This window comes from Caulobacter sp. Root1472 (assembly GCF_001426985.1).
GTDB classification, from domain to species: Bacteria; Pseudomonadota; Alphaproteobacteria; order Caulobacterales; family Caulobacteraceae; genus Caulobacter; species Caulobacter rhizosphaerae.
This window is the reverse complement of sequence record NZ_LMFX01000025.1, coordinates 44733-58122: the sequence shown is the minus strand read 5'-3', so window position 1 is coordinate 58122 and position 13390 is coordinate 44733. Positions and strand designations below refer to the sequence as shown.

Below are 13390 nucleotides of genomic sequence, written 5' to 3'. Positions count from 1 at the left end.
CCATCGTCGCCGTCATGCGAAAACTCGTCGAAGCCGCAAACCTCGTCCTCAAGCGACAGCAGCCCTGGGTTCGCCACGCCTGATCAACATGGTTGCTCATCCGTCGGCCTTCGGCCGCCACCTTCTCCCGCAAGGGGAGAGAGGAGCGACTAGGCCCGCTGGTTCAGCGTGATCGCGGTGCCGTTCTGCCGATAGGCCGCGCCCTGAGCGCCCGGGCCGTATCCGGACGCCGTCGGCCGCTGTTCGGCGACTTCCGCGGCGATGGCGCGGACCAGGCCTTCGGTGACGGTCTTGGCGGCGGCGACCGCCCGACCCTGGCGGGCCAGGACGGCGTCGAAGGCCTCAGTGGCGCGCACCAGGCGCTGGCGGCGCTGGAGCGCGGCGCCCGACACCAGGGCGACGTTGCCGCGCACCCGGGTCGACTCGTGGCGATAGAGGTTGGCCAGCTTGGCCACTTCATCGACGTACTGCGCCGCCTCGTGCGGGCGCCGGGCCTCGAAGGCGGCCGACTGCCGGGCGATCAGGTCGGTCAGGCGCTCGGTCAGGATGATCAGCTGTTCGACGCGGTCGTCGCAGTCGAGGGCGGTGAGGGCCATGCGGGCTACTCCTTCAGACCTTGCATCTTCAGCATTTCCTTCTGCACGGCGGCGGCCACGCCGACGCCGCCGGCCCTGGAGACCTGCTTGGCCATCTCCTCGGCGAGAAGGGACTTGAACATGTCCTCGCCGGTCCCGCCGCCGCCGACCTCCGGCGTCTTCATGCCGGCGGTCATCGACTGCATCATCACCGACAGGAACGAGGCCTCGAACTTCTGGGCCGTCTCGCGGATCTTGCCGCGCTTGAGCAGTTCGGCGGTCGAGGCGGCGGTCGGGCCGACCGTATCGAGGGCGGGCGTGGCGATCGTCGACAGGCTCATCACATCACCTCGATGTCGGCTTGCAGGGCGCCAGAGGCCTTGATGGCCTGCAGGATCGAGATCATGTCGCGCGGGGTCACCCCCAGGGCGTTCAGGCCGCCGACCAGGCTTTTCAGCGAGGCGCCGCCGCCCAGGGTCAGCAGCTTGCGACCCTTCTCCTCGTCGACGCTGACGGTCGATTGCGGGACGATGGCGGTGCGGCCCTGGCTGAACGGGGCCGGCTGGCTGACGGCCGGGGTCTCCTGGACCGAAATGGTCAGGTTGCCCTGGGCGATCGCCACCTGGCTGATGCGGACGTCGTCGCCCATGACGATCACGCCGGCCACCTCGTCGATTATCACCTTGGCCGGGGCGTCGGGCTCGACCTCAAGGTTCTCGATGGCGGTGACGAAGCTGATCATGTCCATGCCAGCCGGCGGGCGGACCGCGACGATCGTCGGGTTCTGGGCCTGGGCGCAGTTGGCGAAGCGCTGGTTGATGGCGTCGGCGATGCGGCGCGAGGTGGTGAAGTCCGGGTTGCGCAGGGTCATGCGCAGCACGTCCATGTTCACCATCTGGAAGCCGGTCTCTTTTTCGATGATGCCGCCGGCGGCGATCCGGCCGGCGGTCGGGACGCCCTTCGTGACCGAGCTGCCCGAGGCGCCGCCGGCCGAGACCGAACCGGTCTGCACCGAGCCTTGCGCCACCGCGTAGGTCTGGCCGTCGGCGCCTTGCAGCGAGGTGACCAGCAGGGTGCCGCCCAGCAGGCTCTTGGCGTCGCCGAGGGTCGAGACCGTGACATCCACGCGCGCGCCGGCCGCCGAGAAGGGCGGCAGGTTGGCGGTGACCATGACGGCGGCGGTGTTTTTGGTGTTCAGGTTGCCGTCGCGGACGTTGACGCCCTGGCGCTCGAGCATGGCCTCCAGGCTCTGCTTGGTCATCGGCGCGTTGCGCAGGCTGTCGCCCGAACCGTTCAGGCCCACGACGATGCCGTAGCCGACCAGCTGGTTGTCGCGCACGCCCTCGAAGGCGACGATGTCCTTGATCCGCGACTTGGCGTCGGCGGGCGAGGCGACCAGGGCGACGGCGGCGAGGGCGAGGCCCAGAACGGAAGCAAAGAATGAACGAGACATGGCGATCCTGCGGTGGGGTGGCATCCCCGCACCGTCCCATGCCAGAACCGGGCCAACCGTTTGTGGATAAAAAGCTCAATAAAATCAGTCGGCGCGGGGCGATTTTCTGCCTGCGACATTCCGCTTCGGCAGATTCTGCCCGGCATTAACCATACCGCAAGCGCCGCCCCGCAAGATGTGGTTAACGGGGAGGGGTGAATCCCTCGTTTCGGCGTTGGAGCGGCGTTTCGTCATGAAGGTTTCCAGCACGGGAGGCGCGGGCGCGGTTGGCGCATCGCGGGCCAAACCGGCAGGCGGCGGATCGGGCTTTTCCCTGCCTTCGGTCGGCGGCGCGGCCGCGGCGAGCGGCGTGGCCCAGGCGGGCGGCGTGGCCGGGATCGGCTCGCTGGACGCCCTGCTGGCCTTGCAGGCCAATCTCGACCCGATGGAGCGCAAGCGTCGGGCGGTCAAGCGGGCCGGCGGCCTGCTGGACCTGTTGGACGCCCTGAAGCTGGCCACCCTGGACGGCGAGGTCTCGACCGGCACGCTGTCGCGGCTCAAGAGCGCCGTGCGCGAGCATCGCGAGGCTACCGACGACCCCAAGCTGGAGGCGATCCTCAACGAGATCGAGACCCGCGCGGCGGTCGAGGCGGCCAAGCTCGAGCAGGCGCGGCTGGGCTGATCGCGAATGAAACCGTATCCTAAAGAACACGGTTCAGCGGCTATCCCCAGGATCGGGGCATCCGTGCACGGTGCTGAATGCGCCGCTCATGCGAGGTTCATTGAACCGGGCTATCGTTTTGGTATAAGCACCCCGCCTGACCTGGGCGGAGTTCATCGGGGCGTGAGGCGTTAATGCAAACGGCCACTGTTCTTAAGGTACCGGATTCGTATCGTCCTTCGGACGACGAGCCATTCATGAACGAGCGTCAGCTTGAATATTTCAAGCAGAAGCTCCTGGCCTGGAAAGAAGAGATCCTCCGCGAATCTCGCGAGACGGTTTCCCATCTGCAGGCTGAAACTGAAAACCATGCCGACCTCGCCGATCGTGCGTCGTCGGAAACTGACCGGGCGCTGGAACTTCGCACTCGGGATCGTCAGAGAAAACTGATCTCCAAGATCGACCAGGCGTTGCGTCGGGTCGAAGACGGTTCCTACGGCTATTGCGAAGAAACCGGCGAGCCGATCGGTTTGGCGAGACTGGACGCGCGGCCCACCGCGACGCTCAGCCTGGAAGCCCAGGAACGCCATGAACGCCGGGAACGGGTTCACCGCGACGACTGAAGGTTCACAGACCTTCGACTTCGATGTGTTTCAAGCGGCCTCGCCCCACCCGGGCGAGGCCGTTTTCGTTGGTCCTCCCCCGTAGGGGAGGGGTTGGTTTACCACAGCGTCGCGGCCGCGCGCTCCGGCCAGGCCTTGTCGTAACGCTCCCCGCCTACGGTATCCCCGCTAATCGCCGCCAGCATCGCGCCGGGCGAGGGCAGGGCGGCGGGATCGACCTGACTCTCCGCATTCCACAGGCCCGAGCGGACTATGGCGCGGGCGCACTGGAAATAGGCCTCGACCACGGTGACCACTAGGCAGGTGCGCGGCGCCTTGCCGTCGATCGCGAAGCTCGCCAGCAGGTCGGGATCGGCGCTGACTGCCGCCCGGCCGTTGACCCGGAAGGTCGTGCCCGAGCCGGGGATCAGGAACATCAGCGCCACCCGCGGGTCGCGGACCACGTTGCGCAGGCTGTCGATGCGGTTGTTGCCGCGCCGGTCGGGCAGGATCAGCGTCCGCTCGTCCTGGATCCGAACGAAGCCGGGCCGGTCGCCGCGCGGGCTGCAGTCCAGGCCCTCGGGGCCGGCGGTGGCCAGGGCCAGGAACGGCGAGGCCTCGATCAGGGCGCGGTAGTGCGGGGTGATGCGGTCGGCGACCTTGACGGTGGAGGCCGCGGCGGGGGCCGGCGTGTAGAGCGCCTCAAGCGCTTCGAGGCTGTCGATGATCATGGGCGGCTCCCTAGCGAGCCGCCAGCATAGCCGTGCTCGGCCGGGAACGCCTAGGGCATCGCGCGGAAAAGTGGACGCCGGTTTTCCGCGAAAGCGATGCGAAAACAAAAGCCTAGAGCTAGTCGGTCGACTCTTATCTCGCGCGGCTTGCTCTAGGCGCCGGCGACCATGGCGCAGGCCTCGGCCAGACGGTGGGGCGAGATCGGCTTGTCCACCACAGCGCGGGTGCGGGCGCCCAACTGGTCGGCGTTGCCGGTCACATAGACCACGGGGATCGGTCCCAGCCGGGCGAGAATGGCGGTGACCGCCTCGACGCCGGTGCCGCCTACGATGCGATAGTCAGCCGTGATCAGGTCAGGCGGACGTCGCAGCGCGCAATCCAGCGCGTCCTGCGGGCTTTCCGCGATGTCGAAGCTGTCGAACCCTTGCTCGCCAAGCAGGGCCTCCACTTCCATCGCGATGAGGATTTCATCCTCGATGATCAAAGCATGTCTGTGGGACATGAGCACTACACGCCACCGCTTTTCAAAATCGTCCCTGGTCCTAGTAAAAACCTATGATTCTCTTCTACGCTAACGGTTTTTATGGCTCAGCTTGCCTAAAATGTCGCAGGGCTGCTGTTGCGTCTTGTTCTCACTGTCCAAGATCTTCCAGGTCTTGTGTGTGATCACAGTAAGAAGCCCAGAGTCTTGTCTATTTTGGGCGAAGTCAGGGATTAACCTTAGTTTGTAGAACGATGTCGGGCGAGCGCTGGTCTCTTGCCTCTCCCTGCGTGATTTGCGTTATGCAGGGCGAAACACCCGGAGCCGCTGGCATGTCGCAAGACCCCCTGATCCTGACCGAGAAGCGCGGCCATGTCGCCATTCTCACTCTCAACCGACCCGACGCCCTGAACGCCCTGGGCGCGCCCGGCGACGGCGACCAGGTCGCGGCGGCCTGCGAGGCGATCAACGACGACCAGGACATCCGCTGCGTGATCCTGACCGGGGCGGGCCGGGCCTTCTCGGCCGGCGGCGACGTCAAGGCGATGAAGGCGCGGGAGGGGGCGTTCGGCGGCAACGGCGTCAAGGTCCGCGACGGCTACCGCAAGAACATCCACCGCATCGTGCGGGCCATCTACGGCCTGGAGGTCCCGTCGATCGCGGCGGTCAACGGCGCGGCCATCGGCCTGGGCTGCGACGTGGCCTGCATGACCGACATCCGCATCGCCGCCGACACGGCGAAGTTCGGCGTCACCTTCCTGAAGCTGGGCCTGATCCCAGGGGACGGCGGGGCCTGGCTGATGCCGCGCACGATCGGCATGAGCCGCGCCGCCGAGCTGCTGTTCACCGGCGACGTCATCGACGCGGCCAAGGCGGAGGCCTGGGGCCTGGTCAGCAAGTCCGTGCCCGCCGAGACGCTGATGGACGAGGCCCTGGCCCTGGCCACGCGCATCGCCCAGCAGCCGCCGCACGCCCTGCGCATGGGCAAGAGCCTGCTCAAGCACGGCCAGACCGCCAGCTACGACACCCTGATGGAGATGAGCGCAGCGGCCCAGGCCATCGCCCACCACACCGACGACCACATGGAGGGCGTCGACGCCATCCTCGAGAAGCGCCAACCCAACTTCCGGGGGTCGTGACCATGGGCAAGGAGGCCAAGGGCGTCTGGGGCCAGCTGTCGGACGGCGAGAGCGACGGCAAGCTGCTGTGGGAGCCGCCCAAGCTGATCTTCCGCGGCGCGGTGCGCGGCATCTTCCAGGGTCACGCCCTGCGCGACCTGCGGGTCGAGGGCGACGACCTGGTGCTGACCGACGGCACGCGTTTCACCCTGGAGCCGGGTCAGGCGGCCAAGTGGCTGCACGCCATCCAGAACCCGCCCGGCCGTCTCGACAAGCTGGGCGTCAAGGCGGGCCAGACGGTGGTGGTCGAGGCGATCGACGACGCGGCGTTCCTGGACGAGCTGTCGACCCGGGTCGAACCGGTCGAGGCCTATGAGGACATCGACCTGCTGTTCCTGGGCGTCGAGGACCTGGCCGATTTCGACCAGCTCGAAGACCTGGCCGGCGGGCTGGGGCCGAAGGGCGCGCTCTGGATCGTCGCCCAGAAGGGCAAGGGCGCGCCGCTGAAGGACGCCGAGATCCTGGCCGCCGCCCGCGAACGGGGGCTCGTGGATACGAAGGTCTGCGCGTTCTCCAAGACCCATACGGCGCTGCGGTTCGTGGCGCGCAAGGGCGGTCCGCCGGTCAAGGCCGCGCCGGTCGAGGACGACGAGGGCTTCGAGGACGAGGCGTAGGTTTTCCGGATTATTCTCGCGCCGTTGTCGGGCCGGCTCGCCTGGCCGCGTCCTTGGGAGGCGAGTAACGGAGAACCGGCGATGAACCCCATCCAGAAAGGCCATGTCGAGGCGGGCGGCGTCCGCTACGGCTACGAGATCCACGGCGCCGGCGCGCCCCTACTGCTGCTGCACGGCGGGTTCGGCACGATGGACATGTTCGGGCCCGTGCTGGGCCGCTTGGCGGCGGGGCGGCAGGTGATCGCCGTCGACCTCTATGGCCATGGCCGCACGGCGCTGACCGACCGACCGATCGATCCGATCGCCATGGGCGACGACCTGGCGGTTCTGGTGCGGGCCCTCGGGTTCGAGCGGGTGGACGTGATGGGCTTCTCGTTCGGCGGCATGGTCGCGTTCCGCCTGGCGGCGCAGCATCCCGAGGTGGTGGGCAAGCTGGTCCTGGCCTCCGCGCCCTATGCCGACACGGGCTTCTACGCCGACATCCGCGAGCAGCAGAAGGCCATTACCCGCGACAGCGCCGACATGTTCATGCGGACCGCGCTCTATGACGGATACAAGGCCGTGGCGCCGCGGGTGGAGGACTTTCCCGAGTTCGTCGAGCGCATGGGCGAGGCCATTCGCCGGCCCTACGACTGGTCGGAGGACGCCAGGGCCCTGAAGCCGACCACGCTTCTGGTCTATGGCGACAGCGACATGTTCGAACCCGAGCACATCGTGCGCTTCTACCAGCTGCTGGGCGGAGGCTTGCGCGACGCGGGTTGGGACGGGGCCGGCATGTCCCGCCACCGCCTGGCCATCCTACCGGGCGTCACCCACTACGAGATGTCTGACGCCCCGGGGCTGGTCGACGTGACGCTGGCCTTCCTGGCGCAGGCTGAAGGCGAGAAGGCGCCGGCATAGGGATACTGAGAGCCTCGGGGGGGGGGGCGGACTTCGGCTCAGAGCTGGCACGGTCGGCTCCCAGGCGAACGGCCGTCTCGAAGCAAGCCTGCCGGACCGCGAGATTGCGGATCCTGGTTTCCTCCAGGCGGGCCAGGATGTCCCGCGATTGTTGGATCAACTCCGAGGCCGCGCGTATCGCGCGTCTCGCCCGCTGGAGGACGACGTCTAGCTTTTCCGTACGCCTAGCTCCGGCCGATTGCGCGCCGGCTCACAGGCCATCCGTGACACGTCGTGCGATAAGATAACGTGTTCGCGAGGCTTCGGTCGCAAACTTTCCCGCGCCGCGCCAATCGGGCCTTCGGTTCGCCTGTCCGACGCGGAGCCTACGCCGCCGTCCTGGCCTTGGCCGGCGCCCTGGCCTTCGAGAACTCCATCGTCCCGTCGTCGACCTTGCCGTAGCGCAGGGCCACCAGGTCCAGGGCGTAGTTCTGGTGCACCTTCCACGGGACCTTGGCCCCCTGGCGGGGCAGGACGGCCAGGGCCCGCTGGACGTAGCCCGAGGAGAAGTCCAGCCAGGGTTCGATCTCCATCTCACCCTCGGGCAGGCGTGGGGTGCAGATCCGGGTTCCCGTGCGGTCCATGTGGTTGAGCAGGCGGCAGACATACTCCGCCGTCAGGTCGGCCTTCAGAGTCCAACTGGCGTTGGTGTAGCCGAAGGTCGAGGCCAGGTTCGGCACGTCGCTGAACATCATGCCCTTGTAGCTGGTGGTCTCGTGCGGAGCGACCTTCCGGCCGTCGATCACCACCTCCATCTCGCCCAGCAACTGCATGCGCAGGCCAGTGGCGGTGACGATCACGTCGGCGTCCAGGGTCTTGCCCGACTTCAGTCGCAGGCCGGTTTCGGTGAAGGTCTCGATCTGGTCGGTGACCACCGACGAGGTCCCGGCCTTGATGGAGTCGAACAGGTCGGCGTCCGGCACCAGGCACAGCCGCTGGTCCCACGGATTGTAGCGCGGCGTGAAGTGGGTCTCGATGTCGTAGTCGGGTCCCAGGTGCTGGCGCACCAGGCCCAGCAGCTGCTGCTTGGTCTTCTCCGGCTTGCGGCGAGCAATCCGGAAGAACAGCATCTGCATCAGCACGTTCTTCCAGCGGGTGATCCCGTAGGCGGTCATGGCCGGCAGCCGGGCCCGCAGCCAGTTGGCCAGTCCGTCCTCGGCCGGCCGCGAGACCACATAGGTCGGCGAGCGCTGCAGCATGGTGACGTGGCCGGCGGCCTTGGCCATTTCCGGGACCAGGGTCACGGCCGTCGCGCCGCTGCCGATCACCACGACCTGCTTGCCGGCGTAGTCCAGGTCCTTCGGCCAGTGCTGGGGATGGACGATCCGACCCCGGAACCGGTCGGTCCCCGGGAAGTCGGGCGTGTAGCCGGCGTCGTAGTTGTAGTAGCCGCTGCACATCGACAGGAAGCCGCAGCTGACCTTCAGGATCGCGCCCTCGTGTTCGACCTCGACGGTCCAGGCGGCGGTCTCCGACGACCAGCTGGCCCGCCTGACCTTGTGGCCGAAGCGGATGTGCGGGGTGATGCCGTTCTCGTCGGCGGTCTCGCGGACATAGCGCAGGATCGACGGGCCGTCGGCGATGGCCTTGGCCTCACGCCACGGCTTGAAGGCGTAGCCCAGCGTGTACATGTCGCTGTCGGAGCGGATGCCGGGATAGCGGAACAGGTCCCAGGTGCCGCCGATCGCCGCCCGCGCCTCAAGGACGGCGTAGGTCTTGCCCGGGCAGTCGCGCTGCAGGTGGTAGGCCGCGCCGATGCCCGAGAGGCCCGCGCCCACGATCAGTACGTCGAAGTGCTCGATGGCCATCGTGCTTCCGCCCTGACGTTCACCCGGCCCGGTGGTCCGGACGCTCGCGTATGTGAACATTGTTCACCAGCAAACGACCGTTTACGCCGGACGTCAACCGCGGCGTCGGGGACATGCGCTTGTGCGTGTCCCCAGCCGTCGCACCGCGCTCATGACCGGCGGACGTCGACGCCGCTTCTGGGGACACGCACAAGTGCATGTCCCCGGCGCACGCTTCCCGGTTTTGATTGCAAACCTTCATCGGCGCCGCGTATCGGTCGTCCCATGTCCCTGCGCGACTTCGGCGTGCTGGTCCTGGTCTGCCTGGTCTGGGCCTGCAACAACATCGTCTCCAAGATCGTGGTCGCCCAGTGGGGCGTGCCGCCGCTGTTCTATGCGGCGGTGCGGTTCGCCATCGTCGCGGCGGTGACCCTGCCTTGGCTGTTGCCCGCGCCCCGGCCGACCTGGCGGATCGTGGCGGTCGGCCTGCTGATGGGGGCGGGCAACTTCGCCCTGCTGTTCATGGGCTTTCGGACCGCCTCGCCCTCGGCCTCGGCGGTGGTGATCCAACTGGCCGTGCCGTTCACGACGATCCTGTCGATGCTGCTGCTGGGCGAGAAGGTGCGCTGGAAGCGCGGCCTGGGCATCGCCCTGACCCTGACCGGCGCGGTGGTGGTGATGTGGAACCCGCACGGCCTGACCCTGTCGCCGGGCCTGTGGTTCATCGTCGCCTCGGCCTTCACCGGTTCGCTGGGGGCGGTTATGATGAAGCAGATCGAAGGCGTGAAGCCGCTGCAGTTCCAGGCCTGGGTGGGCGCCACCTCGGTCCTGCCGCTGGCGCTGCTGAGCCTGGCCACAGAACCCGGCGGCCTGGGCCTGGCGCTGAAGGCCGGCTGGCCGTTCCTGGCGGCGCTGCTGTTCTCGGCCCTGATCGTCTCGGTCCTGGCCCACACCGCCTATTACGGCCTGATCCAGCGCCACGACGCCAACCTGGTGGCGCCGCTCACCCTGATGACCCCGCTGATGACCATTGGCCTGGGCGTGCTGGTCACGCACGATCATTTCGACGCCCGAATGGGACTCGGCACGCTGCTCGCGCTAGTGGGGGTGCTGATCATCGCCCTGCGCAAGAACCAGGTGATGCCGCTGCTGCTGCTGACGAGGAACCGCTCTCAATGACGTTCATTGACGCTCCGTCGCCGAACTTCGACGCGCGCAAGGCCGTGCCCGACTGCATCGTGCTGCACTATACCGGCATGGAGACGGGCGAGGCCGCCCTGGCCCGGCTGTGCGATCCGGAAGCCAAGGTCTCGGCCCACTACATGGTGGAGGAGGACGGGCGGGTCTTCCGGCTGGTGCCCGAGGAGCGCCGCGCCTGGCACGCCGGCGCCGCCTTCTGGAAGGGCGTCAAGGACATCAACTCGGCCTCGATCGGCATCGAGATCGTCAATCCCGGCCACGAGTTCGGCTATCGCCCGTTCCCCGACGCCCAGGTCGCCGCGGTGATCAACCTGCTGGCCGATATCCGCTCGCGCTGGACGATCGACGACGACCGTATCCTGGGTCACTCCGACATCGCCCCCGCCCGCAAGATCGATCCGGGCGAGCTGTTCCCCTGGAAGCGTCTGGCCGAAGCGGGCCATGGCCTGTGGGTCGAGCCGCCGCCGTCGCCGGGCGCGCCGCTGGGTCGAGGCGAGCAGGGGACCGGCGTCTTCGCCCTGCAGGCCGGCCTGACCCGCCTGGGCTACAACTGCGCGCCCTCGGGCCAGTACGACGAGTGGACGGAGACGGTCGTGGCCGCCTTCCAGCGGCACTGGCGGCAGAGTCGCTTCGACGGCGTCGCCGACGGCGAGACCCGGGCGCGGCTGGTCGCCCTGCTGCGGGCGGCGGGCTGATGCATCCGGCCAGACCGTTCCGCGTCGACGACCGCCAGGCGCTGCTGGCCTTCGTCCGCGCCCATCCGTTCGTCACCCTGGCGGCCGCGGTCGGCGGCCGGCCGTTCGTCGCCCAGGCGCCGGTGGTGGTCCGCGAGCTGGACTTCGGCGAGGTCGCCCTCGACTTCCACCTGTCCCGCGGCAACGCCCTGGCGCCGCAGGTCGTGCAGGGTTTCCGCGCCGTGGCCCTGGCCATCGGACCGGACGCCTATGTCAGCCCCGACTGGTATGGAAGCCCGGACCAGGTCCCGACCTGGAACTATGTCTCGGCCGAGGCCGAGGGCCTGGTCGCGCCGCTGTCGGCGGAGGAGCTGCTGACCCTTCTCGACGACCTCTCGGCCCAGGAGGAGGCGCGGCTGTCGCCCAAGACGCCGTGGACCCGCGACAAGATGACTCCGGGCCGTTTCGAGGCCCTGCTGCGGGGCGTCATCGGCTGCCGGCTGAACGTCGAGCGGCTGGAGGGAACCTGGAAGTTGGGCCAGAACAAGAGCGCTACGGAACGCGCGGCGATGGTCGCCGCGCTTGGCGATCATCCCGTGGCGGGGTGGATGCGGGAGGTGGAGCTCGAACCGGAAGGCCTCTAGGCCCTGATCCCGTCGCCGGCGCGCTCGATCAGCACGCCGGGCCGCTGGGCGTCCAGACCGAAGGTCACCGGCAGGTGGCGCACATGCGGGGTCTGCAGGTTCAGGGCCTTGGCGCCGCGGGCCACGGCCAGCTTGCCCAGGGCCGTTGGGCCGAAACCGTTCTGCACGCGCGGCCTGGCCCCCAGCCGGCGGCGCAGCACGCCGTTGGCGTAGATGACATTGGCGCGCATCAGGGCTGGCGGGGTCATGAATTCGATCGAGATCGAGACGTTCAGCATCGGCCCGTTCTCGATCCGGTGGGGCGCGTTCTGCTGCCAGGTGACCATGGTCCCGGGCGTCAGGTCGTAGGCCCGGGCGCCGGCGTCCCACGCCGGGTCGAAGGCGAACTGCTCGGCGGTCTCCTTGAGCACGATCCTCTCCAGCGCCAGCTCGCCCACATAGGGGTCGGCGACCGGATAGACCCAGACTTTCTTCTGGCCGCGGATCTGCCACAGCGACACCAGCGGCACGTCCAGGTGATAGAACACCTGGGCGTTGGCGCTGCTGATCAGCATGCCCAGGTCGCGCTTGAAGGTCTTCAGGCCTGGGACGCGGGCCTCCTTCTCGGCGAAGATCTCGTCGCAGAGGGCGGCGTAGTCCGGCACGAAGTCGTTGGTCTTGCGCAGGTTCAGCCAGATCCGGCCGGCCTGGGCGGCCTCCAGCAGCTGGTCGCCAGTCAGGTTCCCGGCCGCGCCCTTGCGCCAGGTGGTCCAGGCCTTGGGGTCCTCGCCCATGGTGAAGACGCCCAGCTGGTCGCGTGGATACTGGTCCAGCAGCCGCGCCAGGCCCTCGTCGTCGAACATCGGCCGCTGGTGCAGGCCGTGCTGGAAGATCAGGTTCTCGCGGCCGAACGCCTTGGCCTTGTCGTCGGTCCAGTCGCTGATGATGCTCACGACGCGGTCCTTCCGTAGAATTGGATCTTGAACGGCCCCCACCACAGGGTCTTGCCCAGGCCTCGGGCGGCGCGGTCCAGCCAGTCGGCCCGGTCGCCGGCCCGGGTCAGCCACTTGAAGCCGGCCACCAGGCCGAACAGCGCACTCTGCACCACCCCGACGGCCATCCAGCGGGCGACGCCCAGGCGGTCGGGCGGGCTGGCGGCGGCGCAGTGGGCCGAGGGGCCCTGGCCGTAGGCGAAGGCGCGGCGGATCGTGTAGTCCAGGCTCAGGCGGTCGGGCACGGGGTCTTCCCAGACCCAGGCCGCCGGCTCCCAGGCGAACCGCGCGCCGCCGGCCCGCATGTGGCCGAACAGCATGTCGTCCTCGCCGCCGATGTGATTGCGCTCGACGGCGAACGGCGCGACCGGATCGGGCAGGGCGGCGCGGCGCAGCAGGCTGTCGCCGCAGCCGTAGTAGTGGTCGATGACCCCGGCCTCGGCGGGGCCTTCGCGCGAGAAGAAGCGTTCCAGATAGTCGCGGTGCCGGGTGACGCTGGCCGGGGCGCGGGCCCGGACCGGTCCGAACACCACGTCGGCCTGGTAGCGGGCCTGGGCGGCCAGCAGCGCCGCAAGCCATCCGGCCGGGGCCTCCTCGTCGTCGTCCAGGAAGGCGATCAACTCGCCCCGGACCGCCGCCATGCCCGCGTTGCGGGCGTGCGCCACGCCGGGGCGCGGCTCGTGGACGTAGTGGACGGGAAACGGCGCCTCACCCGTCAGCTCGGCGACGGTCGCCTGGGCCGACGGCGTCTGGTCGTTGTCGACGACCACCAGCTCCAGGCGGGCGAAGTCGACGCCGACCTGGGCGAACACCGAACGCGCCGCGACGGCCAGGCCGCCGAGACGCCGTTGGGTGGGGATCATGACCGTGACGCGCATGGCAACTCCAGGCTTTGGCCCA

The 13390-nt window shown here is 68.6% G+C and carries 16 protein-coding genes; 8 read left to right on the top strand and 8 right to left on the bottom strand.

Annotated features, from left to right (window positions below):
• Positions 1 to 149 precede the first annotated feature (149 nt).
• The 3 genes from ASD47_RS17400 to ASD47_RS17390 are packed head-to-tail and all read right to left on the bottom strand — an operon-like array spanning position 150 to position 2028.
• Positions 150 to 596, bottom strand: coding sequence for a hypothetical protein (locus ASD47_RS17400; protein WP_056759278.1), 447 nt, complete (start codon positions 594 to 596; stop codon positions 150 to 152).
• 5 nt (positions 597 to 601) lie between these two features.
• Positions 602 to 916 carry a rod-binding protein gene (locus ASD47_RS17395; protein ID WP_056759277.1) on the bottom strand — a complete coding sequence of 105 codons (315 nt, stop codon included), beginning with the start codon at positions 914 to 916 and terminating at the stop codon, positions 602 to 604.
• A complete protein-coding gene (locus ASD47_RS17390) occupies positions 916 to 2028 on the bottom strand; it encodes a flagellar basal body P-ring protein FlgI (protein ID WP_056759275.1) in 1113 nt (370 codons plus the stop codon). The genes ASD47_RS17395 and ASD47_RS17390 overlap by 1 nt, the downstream gene beginning before the upstream one ends.
• 232 nt (positions 2029 to 2260) lie before the next feature.
• Here ASD47_RS17390 and ASD47_RS17385 point away from each other — a divergent pair, with 232 nt between their 5' ends.
• Positions 2261 to 2689, top strand: coding sequence for a flagellar assembly protein FliX (locus ASD47_RS17385; protein ID WP_056759273.1), 429 nt, complete (start codon positions 2261 to 2263; stop codon positions 2687 to 2689).
• Between the two features lie 173 nt (positions 2690 to 2862).
• A complete protein-coding gene (gene dksA / locus ASD47_RS17380; RefSeq protein ID WP_012287706.1) occupies positions 2863 to 3291 on the top strand; it encodes an RNA polymerase-binding protein DksA in 429 nt (142 codons plus the stop codon).
• 98 nt (positions 3292 to 3389) lie between these two features.
• On the opposite strand, the gene ASD47_RS17375 is transcribed toward dksA, so the two are convergent.
• Positions 3390 to 4001 (bottom strand): pyridoxamine 5'-phosphate oxidase family protein, encoded by a 612-nt coding sequence (locus ASD47_RS17375; protein ID WP_056759271.1) that lies wholly within the window; start codon positions 3999 to 4001, stop codon positions 3390 to 3392.
• 152 nt (positions 4002 to 4153) lie between these two features.
• Positions 4154 to 4504: a response regulator gene (locus ASD47_RS17370; RefSeq protein ID WP_056759269.1), complete on the bottom strand. Its 351-nt coding sequence runs from the start codon at positions 4502 to 4504 to the stop codon at positions 4154 to 4156.
• Positions 4505 to 4815: 311 nt separating this feature from the next.
• On the opposite strand from ASD47_RS17370, the gene ASD47_RS17365 reads away from it, so the two are divergent.
• The 3 genes from ASD47_RS17365 (at position 4816) to ASD47_RS17355 (ending at position 7175) form a co-directional block, all read left to right on the top strand.
• Positions 4816 to 5622 (top strand): crotonase/enoyl-CoA hydratase family protein, encoded by an 807-nt coding sequence (locus tag ASD47_RS17365; protein ID WP_056759267.1) that lies wholly within the window; start codon positions 4816 to 4818, stop codon positions 5620 to 5622.
• Between the two features lie 2 nt (positions 5623 to 5624).
• Entirely contained in the window at positions 5625 to 6275 is a 651-nt protein-coding gene (locus ASD47_RS17360; RefSeq protein WP_056759265.1) for a DUF3052 family protein, read from the top strand.
• 81 nt (positions 6276 to 6356) lie between these two features.
• The gene (locus tag ASD47_RS17355) at positions 6357 to 7175 is read left to right on the top strand and encodes an alpha/beta fold hydrolase (RefSeq protein ID WP_056759263.1); all 819 of its coding nucleotides are present in this window, start codon (positions 6357 to 6359) and stop codon (positions 7173 to 7175) included.
• A 365-nt stretch (positions 7176 to 7540) separates the two neighbouring features.
• On the opposite strand, the gene ASD47_RS17350 is transcribed toward ASD47_RS17355, so the two are convergent.
• Positions 7541 to 9022, bottom strand: coding sequence for an NAD(P)/FAD-dependent oxidoreductase (locus ASD47_RS17350; RefSeq protein ID WP_056759261.1), 1482 nt, complete (start codon positions 9020 to 9022; stop codon positions 7541 to 7543).
• A gap of 264 nt (positions 9023 to 9286) precedes the next feature.
• On the opposite strand from ASD47_RS17350, the gene ASD47_RS17345 reads away from it, so the two are divergent.
• From ASD47_RS17345 to ASD47_RS17335, 3 genes are read left to right on the top strand one after another with little or no spacing between them, the layout of a single operon-like run.
• Complete coding sequence (locus ASD47_RS17345; RefSeq protein ID WP_056759259.1) at positions 9287 to 10180, top strand: DMT family transporter; 894 nt, start codon at positions 9287 to 9289, stop codon at positions 10178 to 10180.
• Positions 10177 to 10896, top strand: coding sequence for an N-acetylmuramoyl-L-alanine amidase (locus tag ASD47_RS17340; RefSeq protein ID WP_056759257.1), 720 nt, complete (start codon positions 10177 to 10179; stop codon positions 10894 to 10896). The genes ASD47_RS17345 and ASD47_RS17340 overlap by 4 nt, the downstream gene beginning before the upstream one ends.
• Positions 10896 to 11519, top strand: coding sequence for an FMN-binding negative transcriptional regulator (locus tag ASD47_RS17335; protein ID WP_056759255.1), 624 nt, complete (start codon positions 10896 to 10898; stop codon positions 11517 to 11519). The genes ASD47_RS17340 and ASD47_RS17335 overlap by 1 nt, the downstream gene beginning before the upstream one ends.
• Here ASD47_RS17335 and ASD47_RS17330 read toward each other — a convergent pair.
• Together ASD47_RS17330 and ASD47_RS17325 are read right to left on the bottom strand one after the other, a co-directional pair.
• Positions 11516 to 12565, bottom strand: coding sequence for a hypothetical protein (locus ASD47_RS17330; RefSeq protein ID WP_162251668.1), 1050 nt, complete (start codon positions 12563 to 12565; stop codon positions 11516 to 11518). The two genes, ASD47_RS17335 and ASD47_RS17330, sit on opposite strands and share 4 nt — an antisense overlap.
• Complete coding sequence (locus ASD47_RS17325; protein WP_056759252.1) at positions 12448 to 13368, bottom strand: glycosyltransferase family 2 protein; 921 nt, start codon at positions 13366 to 13368, stop codon at positions 12448 to 12450. The genes ASD47_RS17330 and ASD47_RS17325 overlap by 118 nt, the downstream gene beginning before the upstream one ends.
• Positions 13369 to 13390 lie beyond the last annotated feature (22 nt).

What these genes read in the sequence shown, in the direction of transcription:
- ASD47_RS17340 (WP_056759257.1), top strand. Translation starts at nt 10,177, where the DNA reads ATGACGTTCATTGACGCTCCGTCGCCGAACTTCGACGCGCGCAAGGCC.
- ASD47_RS17370 (WP_056759269.1), bottom strand. Translation starts at nt 4,504, where the DNA reads ATGTCCCACAGACATGCTTTGATCATCGAGGATGAAATCCTCATCGCG.
- ASD47_RS17360 (WP_056759265.1), top strand. Translation starts at nt 5,625, where the DNA reads ATGGGCAAGGAGGCCAAGGGCGTCTGGGGCCAGCTGTCGGACGGCGAG.
- ASD47_RS17390 (WP_056759275.1), bottom strand. Translation starts at nt 2,028, where the DNA reads ATGTCTCGTTCATTCTTTGCTTCCGTTCTGGGCCTCGCCCTCGCCGCC.
- ASD47_RS17395 (WP_056759277.1), bottom strand. Translation starts at nt 916, where the DNA reads ATGAGCCTGTCGACGATCGCCACGCCCGCCCTCGATACGGTCGGCCCG.
- dksA (WP_012287706.1), top strand. Translation starts at nt 2,863, where the DNA reads ATGCAAACGGCCACTGTTCTTAAGGTACCGGATTCGTATCGTCCTTCG.
- ASD47_RS17345 (WP_056759259.1), top strand. Translation starts at nt 9,287, where the DNA reads ATGTCCCTGCGCGACTTCGGCGTGCTGGTCCTGGTCTGCCTGGTCTGG.
- ASD47_RS17400 (WP_056759278.1), bottom strand. Translation starts at nt 596, where the DNA reads ATGGCCCTCACCGCCCTCGACTGCGACGACCGCGTCGAACAGCTGATC.
- ASD47_RS17350 (WP_056759261.1), bottom strand. Translation starts at nt 9,022, where the DNA reads ATGGCCATCGAGCACTTCGACGTACTGATCGTGGGCGCGGGCCTCTCG.
- ASD47_RS17335 (WP_056759255.1), top strand. Translation starts at nt 10,896, where the DNA reads ATGCATCCGGCCAGACCGTTCCGCGTCGACGACCGCCAGGCGCTGCTG.
- ASD47_RS17385 (WP_056759273.1), top strand. Translation starts at nt 2,261, where the DNA reads ATGAAGGTTTCCAGCACGGGAGGCGCGGGCGCGGTTGGCGCATCGCGG.
- ASD47_RS17375 (WP_056759271.1), bottom strand. Translation starts at nt 4,001, where the DNA reads ATGATCATCGACAGCCTCGAAGCGCTTGAGGCGCTCTACACGCCGGCC.
- ASD47_RS17325 (WP_056759252.1), bottom strand. Translation starts at nt 13,368, where the DNA reads ATGCGCGTCACGGTCATGATCCCCACCCAACGGCGTCTCGGCGGCCTG.
- ASD47_RS17365 (WP_056759267.1), top strand. Translation starts at nt 4,816, where the DNA reads ATGTCGCAAGACCCCCTGATCCTGACCGAGAAGCGCGGCCATGTCGCC.
- ASD47_RS17355 (WP_056759263.1), top strand. Translation starts at nt 6,357, where the DNA reads ATGAACCCCATCCAGAAAGGCCATGTCGAGGCGGGCGGCGTCCGCTAC.